Raw genomic sequence first — 14,779 nt, 5'->3', positions numbered from 1 at the left:
CGGGCGCACGGCGACCTCGGCGCGCCGTCGGCGCAGGTCACGTCCGCGCTCGTCAGGCGCTGACGGCGCCCGTACGTCGGCGGCGGCCGCGCACGGCACGGCGTGCATACGTTTGCAAGCAATCGCAACGCTTTGCCGGCGCGCGCGAGGAATGGTCTAAGTCAAGCAAAGCCACTACAGTGAAGGTGTTGGTTAACCAAGCCGAGGGGCGTGCGAACGCCCTGAAGCTGTCCCCAAGGGAGAAACTACATGACAGTTAAGATTGGTATCAACGGCTTCGGCCGCATCGGCCGCCTCGCGTTCCGCCGCATCTTCGAGCTGCAGGAGAAGGGCGGCGAAGCCGCCGACATCGAGGTCACCGCGATCAACGACCTGACCTCGCCGGCCGCTCTCGCCTACCTGCTCAAGTACGACAGCACCCACGGCGTCTTCAAGCACGTCGACGGCACCCCGGTCGACGTCAAGGCCACCGACACCGCCATCGTCGTCGATGGCAAGGAATACCCGGTCTACGCCGAGCGCGACGCTCGCGACCTCAAGTGGGTCGCCAACGACGGCGTCGAGTTCGTGCTCGAGTGCACCGGCTTCTACACCTCCGCCGAGAAGTCCCAGGCCCATCTGGACGCCGGCGCCAAGAAGGTCCTCATCTCCGCCCCGGCGAAGGACGAGACCACCCCGACCGTCGTCTTCGGCGTCAACCACGACATCCTCAAGAAGGACGACAACATCGTCTCCGCAGGCTCCTGCACGACCAACTCGATGGCCGCGATGGTCAAGCTGCTCAACGACAAGTGGGGCATCAAGGCCGGCTTCATGACCACGATCCACGCCTACACCGGCACCCAGATGATCCTGGACGGCCCGCGCGGCAACAAGAGCGGCCGTGCGCTGCGCGCCGCCGCGATCAACACAATCCCGCATTCGACCGGCGCCGCGAAGGCGATCGGCAAGGTCGTCCCCGAGGTCAACGGCAAGCTGCAGGGCCACGCCCAGCGCGTGCAGGTCCCGGACGGCTCGATCACCGAGCTGTTCACCGTCCTCGACAAGGACGCGACCGTCGACGAGATCAACGCCGCGTTCAAGGACGCGTTCGAGGATTGCGCCTACTACGGCTACAACGATGACGAGATCGTCTCCGGCGACATCGTCGGCGACACCCACGGCGGCGTCTTCGATCCGACGCAGACCGACGTCAACACCGTCGACGGCGTGACGATGGCCCGCACCGTTGCCTTCTACGACAACGAGTACGGCTTCACGTCGAACATGGTGCGCACGCTCGAGTACTTCGCCGAGATCTCCGAGTGAACCGGCGATGATGCCCACTGAACGGCATCGTTGACGAGAAGGGGCTTTTCGCTGATGCGGGAAGCCCCTTCTCCGTTGCCGTGCGCCGGTCCTACACTGGTGCGCATGGGCAAGAAGAAGCATAAGGCGGCCGCGACGCCGGCGATCGCGCAGTTGGAGCAGGCGGGCGTCGCGTTCACGATCCATGAATACGAACACAGCAACGACGACGCGGAGGGATACGGCCTCGAGGCGGCGCGCAAGCTCGGCTACGACGAACGGCAGGTGTTCAAGACGCTGATGGCGGACACCGGCGACGAGCGCGTCATCGGCGTCGTGCCGGTCAACGGCCACATGAGCCTCAAGGAGCTCGCGCACGCCGTCGGCGCGAAGAAGGCGGAGATGGCCGATCCGAAGGTCGCGATGCGCGAAAGCGGCTACGTCGTCGGCGGCATCTCCCCGCTCGGTCAGAAGACGCGGCACAGGACCGTGCTCGACGCCTCGGCGATGGACTTCGACGTCATCCTCGTCTCCGGCGGCAGACGCGGCCTGAGCCTCGGCGTCGATCCGCACGACCTGGCCGATGTGCTCGACGCGACCGTCGCGCCGATCGGCACGACGAACAAATCGTACTGAACCGCACCGAACGCCTATGCGATGCTGCGCGCGCAGCCGCACAAGCGACTCACCGCTGCGCGCGCAGCTCCTTCGGCAGCACGAAGTGCATGTTCTCCCGGATCGTCTCGACGGTGTCGACCTCGCTGAAACCGAGTTTCTGCAGCCGTTCGACGACGCCGACGACGAGCTCGTCGGGAACCGAGGCGCCCGAGGAGACGCCGACGGTTTCGACGCCGTCGAACCACGCCGGATCCATCTCGGCGGCGTCGTCGACGCGATGCGCGTCTCCGCGCGCGCCGAGCGCCTCGTTCGCGACCTCCATCAGCCGCACCGAGTTCGACGAGTTCGCCGAACCGACGACGACCATGCAGTCCGCCCGCTGCGCGACGAGCTTGACGGCCTCCTGCCGGTTCGACGTCGCATAGCAGATGTCCGAACTCGGCGGCAGCTCGATCCATGGGAAGCGCCGCTGCAGCTCGGCGATGACATCCGCCGTCTCGTCGACGCTGAGCGTCGTCTGCGTGAGCAGCACGAGTTTCGCGTCCGGAGTGAACGTGAGGCCGTCGACGGCGACGGCGTGCTCGATCAGATGCACATGCTCCGGCGACTCGCCTACGACGCCGACGGCCTCGTCATGGCCGTCGTGGCCGATGTAGACGATCTCATACCCCTCACGCACGAAGCGCAGCACCTCGCGGTGCACCTTGCCCACAAGCGGGCACGTCGCGTCGATGACGGCCAGCCCGCGCCGGTCCGCCTCGCGCTGCACGGCCGGGGATACGCCGTGCGCCGAAAACACGACCGGAACGCCGGCGGCCGCCGCCTCGTCCGGGATCTCGTCGAGCTCCTCGACGAAGACGGCGCCGCGGGAGGCGAGCTGTTCGACGACATGCCGGTTGTGCACGATCTGACGGCGCACGTAGACCGGCGGCAGCCCGTCCTCCCGCGGTCCGTGCGCGGTCCTGAGGATCGTGTCGACCGTCTGGATCGCGCGGTCCACCCCCGCGCAGAATCCGCGCGGATTCGCCAGAATGATGCGTCGTGCCATATGCGCCCTCCCTGTGTCGGCAGACTCCCCACGATACCAAACCATATGCACGCCGCAACGCCTTCCCGCTCCCGGCATCCGCGTCCCTCGCGCGCGCCGGTGTCCACATGCAGGCATACGCGCGGGCGCGCCGCATCCACCGACGAGGACGACTATGATAGACCCGGTGAACCATCCACCCTCCGGGGCGATGGCGGCCGCACATGCGGATCCGCACCGTCCCAGGCAACCAAGGGAGCATGCCATGTCATTGACGACCACGATGCCGCCGCGCACCGGCGACCAGTACACGATCGAACACGGACGGTACCGCGCCGTCATCGCCGAGCTCGGCGCGACGCTGCGCGTGCTGACCTGCGACGGCGTGCACGTGACCGTCCCTCTCGGCGCGAACGACATCGCCGCATGCTGCGAAGGGCAGCTGCTCATCCCGTTCCCCAACCGCATCGCCGCCGGCCGTTACGCCTTCGACGGCGTCGACTACCAGCTGCCGATCAACGAACCGGACCGCGACAACGCGATCCACGGCTTCGCGAAGGACCGGTACTGGCGTCTCGAACGGCTCACCGAACGCGAGGCGACGCTCTCGTGGCGCATGCCGCCGGTGGCCTACTACCCCTTCGACTTGGTCGTCACCGTGACCTACACGCTCGACGACGACGGCCTGCACATCCTCGTGCGTGCGCACAACCGCTCCGATCAGGCGGCGCCATGGGCGTTGGCGATCCATCCGTGGATCGCCAACGGCCTCGACGGCCACGGCGACGAGATCGACGCGCACAACGCGCAGTGCACGCTCGAAGTGGATGCCGACACCCATGTCCGCGTCGACAAGAACCTCATCCCGGTCGGCACCGAGCCGGTCGACGGCACGAAGTTCGACTTCCGCGCGCCGCGCGCGCTCGACGGGCAGCCGTACGACGACGCGCTCACCGACGTGCGCCATGACGCGCACGGCGACGCGACGGCGACGCTGACGCGGGCGGACGGCATATGTGTCGCCGTTGGAGGCGACGAGACGATCACATCGTTCCAGATCTGCACCGGCACCGGCTTCCCGGCGGACATCCGCCCCGCCGGCGTCGCCGTCGAACCGCAGACGGCGTACGCGAACGCGTTCAACACCGCCATCGACCTGATCCGCATCGAGCCGGGGCAGACGAGCGAGACGCATCTGTTCATCGGCGTGCGCGACTGAGCGGGCGGCCACGTCGGCACGCCATGCGATAATCCTGTAGGCTAATCAAGGCTAGCATTGATTGTTCTATCCAAAGGAGTCCATCATGGGAATGCGCGGACGCAAGCGTAAGGCTCGTCGTAAAAAGGCTGCGAACCACGGCAAAAGGCCAAACGCCTGATTCGCCGGCTTCGGCCTGAGCAACGTGCAGGCCCCTTGGAAACCAAGGTTTCCAAGGGGCCTTCGCATATCCGACAGCCGTTTCGCGAGGTCTGGCCGCTCACTGCCCGTCGGCGCCATGATGGCGCACGACGGCGTGCGTGACGACCGTATGCGTCACATGGGCGTGCCCGCAGCACGCGTCGAGCGTCATCCTGAGCTTCTCGTAGAGGCATTCCGGCGCCTCCTCGGGCCGCAGCACCGCGCGCATCGCGCGGATCATCATCTGCTCGTAGCGGTCGCAGCAGGTGTCCGGATCGAAGCAGTCGCCGCCGGCCGCTTCCTTGTTCGCTTCGTTCATCTCGTCGTTTCCCAGTCGTTCCTGTCCGGGCCGTTCATCCGCGCTCATCGCGCACCGCCCTTCGCCGTATTGTCCACGAGTTCGTGGTCGCCATCAGATTCAACGGTCTTCGACGTCTTTTTATTTCCGCTGACGACGGCGACGACGTCGGCGGCCGGCTTGTGGCGGCGGCCGCGCACCGGCGTCGAGCCGTTGCCGTAGCCGCGCGCCGCCGCGTATTCGGCGAGCTCCTTGCGCAGCTGCGTACGCGCGCGGTTGAGCCGGCTCATGACGGTGCCAATTTTGATGCCCTGCTCATCGGCGACCTGCTGGTACGACTTGCCGTCGATCGCCGCATCGATGAACACCTGCCGGCGTTCCTCGGGCAGCTTGTTGAGCGCCGCCATGATCTCCTCGGGCGCGAAGGCCTCGAGATACTCCTGCTCCGCCGAGCGCAGCCCCTGCGAGGCGTGTTCCGACGCGGCGTAGATGTCCCAGTCGTCGTATTCGCCGGTCGAGTCGTTCGCCCGCTGCGGACGGCGCTTCGCCTTCGCATACTGGTTGAAGAAGGCGTTGCGCTCGATCGTCGTCATCCACGCCTCGAAGTTCGATCCCGGCTTGAACGAGTCGAAGGCCTTGAAGCCGCGTTCGAAGGTGTCCTGGACGAGATCCTGCGCATCCTCCGGATTGTTGGTGAATTTCATCGCCTGACGGTAGAGCGCGTTGACGGCGGGCATCGCGAGCTTCTCGAAGCGCGCGCGCTTGGCCTCCATCGTCTCGGCTTTCGTCTCTTGTTCGCTCACGCCTCCCATTGTACGCAATCGCACGCGCTCAAGCCCACGGCGTTACATGCCGGCCACACGCGCCGCCGGGTCGATGCAAGCCGCGCGGTAGAATGCTTGGACGACATCACCGGGTACCTCAAGGAGCGCATGAGCCATGACGTTGACATTGCAATCCGCAGCCGCACTGCTGGGCGAGCACGACCTGCTGCGGGAGATCATCACACCGGACCGCTGGACCGACTTCGCGTCCACGGTGCCCGATTCCGACGTCCCCTTCGCGCATATCACCTACGATTCCAAGCAGATCAAGCCGCGCACGCTCATGTGCTGCAAGGGCAACTTCAAGGCCGAATACCTCGCCGACGCCGACGAGCACGGCATGGCCGCCTACGTCGCCGAACACGACTACAGCGGCATGACCCGCGCCCCCGGCCTCATCGTCAACGACGCGACCAAGGCGCTCAGCCTGCTCGCGCAGGCCTTCTACGACTATCCGGAACGCGAGCTCAGGCTCATCGGCATCACCGGCACGAAAGGCAAGACGACGACCTCGTATTTCACGCACGCGATCATCAACGCGATGAGCGGCAACAAATGCGCGTTGTTCTCATCGGTCGACAACTGCGTCGACGGCATGCACTACGTCGAATCCGACCTGACGACGCCGGAATCGCTCGATGCGGCCCGCATGATGCGCGAGGCGGTCGACAACGGCATGCGCTACCTCGTCATGGAGGTCTCCTCGCAGGCGTACAAGGTCAACCGCGTCTACGGCCTGACCTTCGACGCGGCCGCGTTCCTCAACATCTCCCCCGACCACATCAGCCCGATCGAACACCCCTCCTTCGAGGACTACCTGCACTGCAAGCGCCAGATCGTGCGCAACACGCGCGCGCTCGTGCTCGGCGTCCCCGGCGACTACGCGGGGCTCGTCGCCGAGGACGCGTCGATCGCGAACGTGCCGGTCACGACGTTCTCGATCGACGAGGCGACCGCCGACATCACCGCGCGGCCGATCGACGACACGCATACGACCTTCATGTTCACGCAAGGTCAGCCGATCGGCGAACTGAGCCTCGCGCTCGAAGGCGACTTCAACTACGCGAACGCCTGCGCGGCGCTCGCGCTCGCGCAAATCGTCGGCATCGACATCCACGATCCGCGCGCCCTGCAATCGATGGCCAACGTACGCATCGCCGGAAGGATGGAGGAGACGGTCGATCCGCGCTCGGACACGGTCGCCATCGTCGACTACGCGCACAACTACGCCTCCGTCAACGCGCTGCTCGACTTCGTGACGCGCAAATACGGCGCGCGGCGCCCGCGGATCACGCTGCTCACCGGATCGGCCGGCGACAAGGCGATCGACCGGCGCAAGGAGATCATCGAGGCCGCGCAGGACCGCGTGCAGCGCATCGTGCTCACCACCGAGGACACGAACACCGAGGATCCGATGGCGATCGCCGAGCAGATGCTCGGCCATGTGGCGAATCCGGACGTCGACGCGTCGATCATCATCGACCGCGCGGCCGCCGTCGAGGACGTCGTCGCCGAGGCGCGCGAGCATGACGGCTTCGACGTGCTGCTGCTCATCGGCAAGGGCGACGAACGCTGGATCAAGATGCACAACAGGCATGTGCCGTACGAGGGCGATTCGAGCATCATCAGGCGTCTGTTCGGCTGAACGCGCAGGACGCGCGCATCGAACGCATAGAATAAGGGACGCCAAGGAACGAAAGGACATCATGATCACGATCGAACGCGTCAGCCCGCAGGCGATGGAACGCGAGGCCGACGCCAACGGCATCGAACTGCCGATCGAGCAGACGTCGGTATGGGCTGATTTCCAGACCGGCGTCGAGGGCCGCACGCCATGGGGATGCCTGATCATCCGCGACGGCAACGCCATCGTCGCCGTCGTCTCGCTGATCGACATGGAGACGCACGGCTACCACTACCTGCGTTCGGTGCACGGTCCGGTCTGGAAGAGCAAGCCGGACGAGCGGCTCGAACAGGCGGTCATCGCCGAACTCGTCGACTTCGTCAGGACGCATGACAAGCACGTCGCGTTCCTGCGCATCGACACATGGTCGGACAAGGGAACCTATCCGGTGCTGTCGACGGTGCCGTACAACGAAACGGTCGTGCTCGACATCACCGGCGGCGACGAGGCGCTCCTCGCACGCATGAAGAAGCGCGGCCGGCGCGACGTGCGCAAGGCGCTGCGCGAGTCGCCGGCGGTGTGCGCGGACGAGACCGAGATCGCGACGAAGGATTTCGCCGACTACTACGCGGTCATGGTGGAGACGGCGCGGCGCGACGGCTTCACACCGGCGCCGATGAGCGACTACACGGACATGATCAAGGCGCTCGGCCCCGATCACTGCCGCGTGTTCGGCGCACGTATCGACGGAAAGGTCGTCGCATGGACGATCGTCACGCTGCAGGGCAAGACCGGCGTCTACTACTACGCGTCGATGCTCACGTCCGTCAAGCGGCAGCATGTGCCGGACAAGCTGCTGTACACGGTCGCGTGCACCCTCGGCCAGATGGGCTATGAGAAGCTCGATCTGATGGGCATCGGCAACGATTTCGCACCGTCGCTCAAATCCCTCAACGAGTTCAAGACGAAGTTCGCCGACGATACGACGACGATCGCCGCCGGACGCGACGTCCCGATCAAGAAGCTGCTCTACCGGTCGCTGCGGCTGCTGCAGGACGTGCGGCGCGCACTGCGCCCGAAGAAGCACGGCAACGCGGAGAAGGCCGAGCAGCGTGAGGCCGCCAGGAAGGCGCAGGCTGAAGCGCAGGCGCAGCAGAAGCAGGCGCAACCGACGAAGGGGCAGCAGACGCAGAGGCAATCGGCGAAGCCGCAGCAGACGGCGCCGGCGAAGGCTGATGCGAAACAGCCTCAGGCGCCGACGGAAGAGGTGAGGGCGGTACGGGCTGATGCGAAACAGCAGGATGCGTCTGCCCAACCGCAGCCGACGACGCAGCAGGCACAGACCCACACGCAGGCGGCAGACGCGACAACGGCGCAGCCGGATGTGAGGCAGGCGTCACAGGCCGAAAAGCCCGACATCGCGCAGAATGAGGACTCCGCCGAGTAGTGCGGCCACCCTACTCGTATTTGCGAACGGTGGAGGTCGGCGACTGCCCATAGTCGCCGACCTCCACCGTTTTTATTTATCCGTCTGACGGCATTCTATGCGTAAGCACACCTACAGAATGCCGTTCGTCACCCTGTCCACGGTGCCTCGCAACGGCATGCTGTGGGTAAGCTCACCAACGGAACGCCGTCATACACGCCGCCAACGGCGTTCCACGGCGACTGGATCAGTTGCCGGCCGCGCCACTTCCGTCGCCGGCTGCGCTATCCTCGCCGCCTTCGCCATCCTCATCATCACCGTCATCGTCCGCGCCGATGATGCCGCGCACGTCGAAGACGTCGAAGTCGGTGTCCGCATCGGACTCGTATTCGCGCTCGGCGGCGTCCATCTCGGCATCGCCCTCCGCCGCAGTCGCGGCAGCCGCATTCTGCCGCGAGGTGTCCGCATCGCACGCCTGCGGCGTCACCGCGACCTGATGCACGCGCTCCTCCTTCGGCTTCTGCAGATCCGGATGGATCGATTCCTTGAGCAGCATGCGCGCGTCGCCGGCCGTGACGAAGCTGCCGCAGATGAGCACGCCATGCCCGTAGCCGACGCCGAGTTCGTCGTCGGCGTCCACACGGTTGACGGCCTCCTGGATGGCGTCCGGCAGCGACGGGATGCAGGTGACGCGTTCCGGCCCGAACACGTCGCGCGCGATCTCGGCGAGCTTGTCCGCCGGCATCACACGGTCCTTCCACGAGTTCTCGGTGACGATGATCTCGCTGACGATCGGCTCGAGCACGCCGAGATACTCCTCGACCTGCTTGTCCTCCATCATCGCGACGACGGCGACGAGCTGCGTGAGGTCGTAGTTCTCCTCGATCGCCGCGCGCAACGCCTCGGCTGCGTTGACGTTGTGGCCGCCGTCGATGATGATCGTCGGTGAGTTCCTCACCTGTTCGATGCGCCCCGGAACCTTGACCGAGCTCAGCGCCTCGGCCACCAGATCACCGTCGAGCGCGCCGGTGACGGGGATGACGACCTCGGCCGCGCACAGCGCCGCGAGCGCGTTATGCGCCTGATGTTCGCCGAACTTGTCGAGCGGCACGTCTGCGTAGGTGCCGTTCGGCGTGCGTAATGTGACCACCTGTCCGCCGACGGCGGCCATGCGAGAGACGACTTCCGCCTCCACGCCGTCACGCACGAGCGTCGCATGGTTCTCCGCGGCCGCCTGCTCGATGATCGGCATGACCTCGTCCTCATGCGGTTGCCGTCCGATGATCGCCGTGCAGCCTGGCTTGATGATGCCGACCTTCTCCTCGGCGATCTGCTCGACGGTGTCGCCGAGCCATGCCATGTGGTCCATATCGATCGGCCCGATCACCGCCGCGTCCGCGTCGAGCACGTTCGTCGCGTCCCAGCGTCCGCCCATGCCGACCTCGACGATCGCGACGTCGACCGGCGCGTCCGCGAACTTCCAGATCGCCATCGCCGTGAGCACTTCGAAGAAGCTCATGCGCGGCGCGCCTTCCTCATCCATCTTCCTGTCGACGAGCGCGACGAAGTCCTTGACCTGGTCCCACAGCTCGACGAAGTCGTCGTCGGACAGACGCTGCCCGTCGATCGCGATGCGTTCGTTGACGTGTTCGAGGTGCGGCGATGTGTACAGGCCGGTGCGCATGCCGTACGCACGGCAGATCGCCTCGGCCATGCGCGCCGTCGAGCCCTTGCCGTTCGTGCCGGTGATGTGGATGACGCGGAAGGAATCCTGCGGATCGCCGAGCAAGTCGAGGATCATCGTCATCCGTCTGAGATCGAGGTTCGTCGTGTTCCTCTCACTCGGACGGCTCATGATGTCGCGTTCGACGTCGTGGATGCTGCTCTTGTCTGCCATGCGTTCCGACCTTCCCGCTGCTTGCGTCAGCTGTGATACAACCGTCCATTCTATGCCCGCGCCCGACCGTCCTGCGCGAGCGCACGCCGCGCGCCGTCCGCTCAGCCGTTGCCGCGGTCCTGCAGTTCCCATGCCTGTGTGCCGTCGGCCTGCGGCAGCAGCATGAACTCCTCCATATGGTCTTCGTCGTCCACGTGTTCGCGGCAGGTCATGTCGACGAACACGACCGCCGCGCCGTCGCGACCGTGTTGGCGCGCGGCGCGGCCCAACGCCGAGCCGTGTCCTTCGTCGTAGTCTGCGATTTCCATGTCGATGATCTCTTCGCTTTGTTTCTCGTCGTACTTGACTTTGTCGACGCTGCAGCTCTTCATGCTCACGCTCTCGCGGTACACGGCCTGCACAAGATCGTCGAGCTGCGCGCGTGTGAATTTCGATGATGCGGAGATCTCGAGCTGCGTGTGCGACGTGTCGAGCGGCTTCGGCCACAGCCAGTACGCGGCCACCGTGAGCGCGCTGATGACCGTCATCACCGTGATGATCTTCCACGGCGGCGTCGGTTCCACCGTTTCGTCCGCCGTCGTCGTATCCATTGATGTCTTATTCGTTGATGTCTTGTCCCTCACCGTGCCGCGCCTTCCCTCACTGTGCCGTGTTCTCCCCGTGCTGTCGCTTCCGTCGTTTTCCCTCACTGCGGCGTCGCGTCCTTCGCCGTGGCGTCGTCGTCGACGATCGGCACCGGCGCATCCGATTCGTCGATGCGGTAGGCGAACTCCGCCTTCGTCCCCTCGTCCGGCGTGATCGTGACGGTGCTCGAGTCGGCGCCGATGCCGGTCACGCCCATGTCCGCCACGCCGGCGTTCATGTACTGCGTGCCGCTGTACGGCCTGCATTCGAGATGCTGTCTGTTGAACTGCACGCCGAGCTGCCATTCCACGTTCGCGCCACCTTCGCCCGCGCACATGGCGACGAGCGTGTATGACTTGTTCGCGCTGAACTCCAGCTCGGTCCTGTTCTGCATCGTCTGCGGCGCGCGGGCGCCGTTCGTTTCCGTGTAGCTCGGCACAGGTCCGGCGAACTCAATCGTCTTGCCCTCCATCGGGAAGTCCCGCAGTTCGTCTTTGAGCCGATTGACCTGATAATCGGGCAGCACATGGTATTCCTCGTCCGCACCCTGCGTCGCTGTGGCGGAGGCAGCCGGCGGTGTGGCGTCGTTCCGCTGCGCTTCGCTTGTCCCGCATCCTCCGGCCGTCATGACGGCCGCCGTCAGCAACGCCGCCGCCACGCTTACTCGCATCGATCTCCCCATCGCAATCCCCCCCCGTTTTTCCGTATCGTTCGATTTTTGTCGTGCCTTGATTGTCCCTCTCGCTGGCGATATCGACGGCATCGACACGCCGATGCAGCCGGTTTTCGCATCATCGATGATTACATGCGTCCTACGCGCGTTCCATCACCCAGTAGTCGTAGTAGTGCGTGCCGTCGTGGCCGATCAGCGGCTGGCGGCGCGCGGTGTAGCCGGCGCCGGCAAGCGCGGCGCGGCGTTCGACCGCGTACAGCGGCGCCTTCGTCGCAATCCTCGCGCAGCCGAACAATGTCATGAACGGCGCGGAGACGAGGTCGAGGAGGTCGCGGATGACGTCCTCGCGTTCGTAATCGACGGCCAGATCGACGCGCAGGATGCCGCAGTCGTCGTAATAGTCGTCGGCTTCGCGACGGAACATCTCCAGCGTGCCGATCACGGTTCCCGTCGCCAACGATTCGACGGCGAAGCGCACGAAGCCGCGCCGCGCGTATTCGTCGAGCCATGCGGCGATGCTCGCGCGCACGTCGTGCACGTCGCGGCAGTAGAAGTTCGCGCCATGGCAATTGTCGGAGTTGAAGAACGGCAGCGCGAGCCTGTCGCCGTACACGGCGAGCAGATCGTCGGCGTCGTCGGGTTCGATCAGCCGGATGCGGTAGGCGTCGTCACACAGTTCCGGGCAGCTGTCATAGATACTCATGCCCCTAATTCTACCGCCACGAGAACAGTTCCAATCCGTAGCCACCCCTTCACGCAACGGATATGCGGCTCTTCTCAAGTTAGTGTGTAAGGGCCGTGCTTCATCATTGGTTGTGTGATCAAAAAAGAAAATGAGGAAGCACGGCCTGAACCCGAGTTTAGCGCGTTCGATCGGGGGTGGTGCATAAATCTTGGACTGCGTTGTCGCTGGTCTGATTATGCCATGAGGCCCAGTCTGCGTCGTCGTTTGGTGATGCTGGTGCCGTATGCGGTCTTGATGCGTTCGTCCCTGTACCAGACCATGTAGGCGTCGAGGGCGTCGATGAACTCGTCGACGCTCTGGTCCTGATGGTTCTGGTTGTGGTAGAACTCCTGTTTGAGCCGGCCGAAGAAGTCCTCGGCGGCCGCGTTGTCCGGCGAGCAGCCCTTGGCGCTCATGGATCGGGTCAGCCCGTGGCGTTCGCAGATGCGGATCCATCCGGGCCAGCGGTAGTGGCAGCCCCGGTCCGAGTGGATGACCGGCCGCTCGCCGTCCTTGAGCTGTGTTTTAGCAATTTGCGTTCCGCATTGGGGGATGGTGCCGAAATCTTGGACTCCTGATTGGGAAAGGAGCCCCTTGGATGGTGACGTATACGAGGGAGCAGAAGATCCGGGCCGTGGAGCTCTACGAGCGGTACGATCATAGCCCGATGGCGGTGATCCACGAGCTGGGATACCCGTCGCGCACGATGCTGGCGCGCTGGCACGCGCAATGGATGGACGAGCAGAAGACGGGAACGGAGGCGTTCGTCGACCGGCGCGTCGGCGGCCGCTACAACCTGGAGCAGAAGCAGGCGGCGGTCGATCACTACATCGAGCACGGCCGCTGCCTGCGGCGCACCCTGCGGGCGTTGGGATATCCCAGCCACGAGGTGCTCGCGAACTGGGTCGACGAGCTCGCGCCCGGCGAACGGCGGCTGCGCCGCGCTCCCGTGGATGCCGGGACGCGCATGAAGGCCGTGGTCGAGGTGACGACCACGGACGCGACGAGCGCGCAGGTGGCGCGCGAGATCGGCGTCGACGCATCGGTCGTGCGAAACTGGAAGCGCACCATGCTTCCCGAAACCAACAAGGAGCGCACGATGAACCCGAAGAACCCCAGGCCCGACATTGATGCGAGGCGGCGGCACGGGACACCACCGGACAACCAACAGGCGGCCCTCGAGGAGCGCCTGGCGCAGCTGCGCGCCGAACGTGACGAGCTCGAGATCCAGGTGGAGACCTTGCGGTTCATGCGCGACGAACTGGGAAAAGACCCGGGCGCAGACCCGGTCAAACTGCCTAACGCCGACAAGACCCGGCTCGTCATCCATCTGGCCGACACGCTCGGCCTGCGCGAGACTTCGCTGCTCGACCGGTTCGAAATGGCGGGGAGCACGTTCTTCCACAACAAGGAACGGCTGCGCCGTCCGCCCAGGGACGAATGGCTCCTCGCGCCCGTGCTGGACGCGTTCGAGCAAAGCCACGGGACCTACGGCTACCGACGCATCTGGCAGGTGCTGCGCGCCAATGGCATCCGCGTGTGCGCCAGGCGCGTCATGCGGCTGATGGCCGAGCACGGCATCCGTCCCAGCCTCCGGGCGCGCAAATGCTACAGCTCCTACAAGGGCGAGTCGGGCAACGCCCCTGCCAATCTCGTGGCGCGCGACTTCCACGCGCCACGACCCAACATGCTGTGGGTCACCGACATCACCGAGTTCCACGTCGCAGGCCGCAAGGTCTATCTCAGTCCCGTCATCGACTGCTTCGACGGACTTCCGGTCGCGTGGACGATCGGCACGAGCCCCAACGCGGAACTCGCCGACACCATGCTCGAACAGGCCTGCGCCACACTCGCGGAAGGCGAGCGACCGGTCGTCCATTCGGACCGGGGCTGCCACTACCAGTGGCCCGGATGGATCTCGATCTGCGACAGGCATGGTCTGACGCGGTCCATGAGCGCCAAGGGCTGCTCGCCGGACAACGCGGCGGCCGAGGGATTCTTCGGCCGGCTCAAGCAGGAGTTCTACTACAACCGCGACCACAGCGGCGAGACGGTGGACGAATTCATGGACGCGCTCGACGCCTACATGCGCTGGTACCGCGACAAACGTGTCAAGACCGAGTTCGGCACCAGCATCACGAAGCATCGAAAAGAACTAGGCCTCATGGCATAATCAGACCAACGACAACGCAGTCCAACATTTCTGCACCACCCCCCATTTCCTTATACACTAACTTGAGAAGAGCCGGATATGCTCACATTGAGAACAGTGCAGACAGGGGAGAAAGAGCAAGCGTGAGCGAAATGCTTAGGCCAGACTCCGACATGGTGAAGAGTGTGCCCACAGCGCAGGAAGAG

General features: G+C 65.1%; 14 protein-coding genes and 1 pseudogene. 7 read left to right on the top strand and 8 right to left on the bottom strand.

The annotated features are described in order from the left end of the window. Positions 1 to 249: 249 nt before the first annotated feature. Together gap and ybaK are read left to right on the top strand one after the other, a co-directional pair. Positions 250 to 1,308 carry a type I glyceraldehyde-3-phosphate dehydrogenase gene (gap, locus tag B1400_RS05285; protein WP_095613388.1) on the top strand — a complete coding sequence of 353 codons (1,059 nt, stop codon included), beginning with the start codon at positions 250 to 252 and terminating at the stop codon, positions 1,306 to 1,308. A 105-nt stretch (positions 1,309 to 1,413) separates the two neighbouring features. Continuing rightward, complete coding sequence (ybaK, locus tag B1400_RS05280; protein ID WP_095613387.1) at positions 1,414 to 1,923, top strand: Cys-tRNA(Pro) deacylase; 510 nt, start codon at positions 1,414 to 1,416, stop codon at positions 1,921 to 1,923. Positions 1,924 to 1,972: 49 nt separating this feature from the next. Here ybaK and B1400_RS05275 read toward each other — a convergent pair whose 3' ends face one another. Beyond that, entirely contained in the window at positions 1,973 to 2,953 is a 981-nt protein-coding gene (locus B1400_RS05275) for a 4-hydroxy-3-methylbut-2-enyl diphosphate reductase (protein ID WP_095613386.1), read from the bottom strand. Positions 2,954 to 3,197: 244 nt separating this feature from the next. On the opposite strand from B1400_RS05275, the gene B1400_RS05270 reads away from it, so the two are divergent. Together B1400_RS05270 and B1400_RS10145 are read left to right on the top strand one after the other, a co-directional pair. Beyond that, positions 3,198 to 4,151: an aldose 1-epimerase family protein gene (locus tag B1400_RS05270; RefSeq protein WP_095613385.1), complete on the top strand. Its 954-nt coding sequence runs from the start codon at positions 3,198 to 3,200 to the stop codon at positions 4,149 to 4,151. Positions 4,152 to 4,236: 85 nt separating this feature from the next. Then, positions 4,237 to 4,311, top strand: coding sequence for a 50S ribosomal protein bL37 (locus B1400_RS10145; protein WP_369803150.1), 75 nt, complete (start codon positions 4,237 to 4,239; stop codon positions 4,309 to 4,311). Positions 4,312 to 4,410: 99 nt separating this feature from the next. On the opposite strand, the gene B1400_RS05265 is transcribed toward B1400_RS10145, so the two are convergent. Both B1400_RS05265 and B1400_RS05260 read right to left on the bottom strand, forming a co-directional pair. After that, the gene (locus B1400_RS05265) at positions 4,411 to 4,698 is read right to left on the bottom strand and encodes a hypothetical protein (protein ID WP_095613384.1); all 288 of its coding nucleotides are present in this window, start codon (positions 4,696 to 4,698) and stop codon (positions 4,411 to 4,413) included. After that, positions 4,695 to 5,402, bottom strand: coding sequence for a sigma-70 family RNA polymerase sigma factor (locus B1400_RS05260; RefSeq protein WP_162288183.1), 708 nt, complete (start codon positions 5,400 to 5,402; stop codon positions 4,695 to 4,697). The genes B1400_RS05265 and B1400_RS05260 overlap by 4 nt, the downstream gene beginning before the upstream one ends. A 166-nt stretch (positions 5,403 to 5,568) precedes the next feature. On the opposite strand from B1400_RS05260, the gene B1400_RS05255 reads away from it, so the two are divergent. Further along, a complete protein-coding gene (locus B1400_RS05255) occupies positions 5,569 to 7,098 on the top strand; it encodes a UDP-N-acetylmuramoyl-L-alanyl-D-glutamate--2,6-diaminopimelate ligase (RefSeq protein WP_095613382.1) in 1,530 nt (509 codons plus the stop codon). A gap of 61 nt (positions 7,099 to 7,159) precedes the next feature. Then, positions 7,160 to 8,152 (top strand): annotated as a pseudogene (locus B1400_RS05250) (lipid II:glycine glycyltransferase FemX); the annotation flags it as partial. A gap of 598 nt (positions 8,153 to 8,750) precedes the next feature. On the opposite strand, the gene B1400_RS05245 reads toward B1400_RS05250, so the two are convergent. The 5 genes from B1400_RS05245 to B1400_RS05230 all read right to left on the bottom strand — a co-directional run bounded on the left by B1400_RS05245 (position 8,751) and on the right by B1400_RS05230 (position 12,837). Continuing rightward, positions 8,751 to 10,400: a bifunctional folylpolyglutamate synthase/dihydrofolate synthase gene (locus tag B1400_RS05245; protein WP_235607336.1), complete on the bottom strand. Its 1,650-nt coding sequence runs from the start codon at positions 10,398 to 10,400 to the stop codon at positions 8,751 to 8,753. Positions 10,401 to 10,501: 101 nt separating this feature from the next. Next, on the bottom strand, positions 10,502 to 10,990 hold the full coding sequence (locus tag B1400_RS05240; protein WP_095613380.1) for a hypothetical protein: 489 nt from the start codon (positions 10,988 to 10,990) through the stop codon (positions 10,502 to 10,504). Between the two features lie 95 nt (positions 10,991 to 11,085). Then, entirely contained in the window at positions 11,086 to 11,694 is a 609-nt protein-coding gene (locus tag B1400_RS05235; protein WP_133064626.1) for a hypothetical protein, read from the bottom strand. Between the two features lie 142 nt (positions 11,695 to 11,836). Further along, complete coding sequence (locus B1400_RS09685; protein ID WP_157909645.1) at positions 11,837 to 12,400, bottom strand: GNAT family N-acetyltransferase; 564 nt, start codon at positions 12,398 to 12,400, stop codon at positions 11,837 to 11,839. A gap of 215 nt (positions 12,401 to 12,615) precedes the next feature. Continuing rightward, on the bottom strand, positions 12,616 to 12,837 hold the full coding sequence (locus tag B1400_RS05230) for an IS3 family transposase (RefSeq protein ID WP_407641069.1): 222 nt from the start codon (positions 12,835 to 12,837) through the stop codon (positions 12,616 to 12,618). 182 nt (positions 12,838 to 13,019) lie between these two features. Between B1400_RS05230 and B1400_RS05225 the strand changes: the two genes are divergently transcribed. Next, on the top strand, positions 13,020 to 14,594 hold the full coding sequence (locus tag B1400_RS05225) for an IS3 family transposase (RefSeq protein WP_095613378.1): 1,575 nt from the start codon (positions 13,020 to 13,022) through the stop codon (positions 14,592 to 14,594). Positions 14,595 to 14,779: the final 185 nt, after the last annotated feature.

Source organism: Bifidobacterium italicum, assembly GCF_002286915.1.
Taxonomy (GTDB): Bacteria; Actinomycetota; Actinomycetes; order Actinomycetales; family Bifidobacteriaceae; genus Bifidobacterium; species Bifidobacterium italicum.
This window is presented reverse-complemented; position numbering and strand designations above follow the sequence as displayed.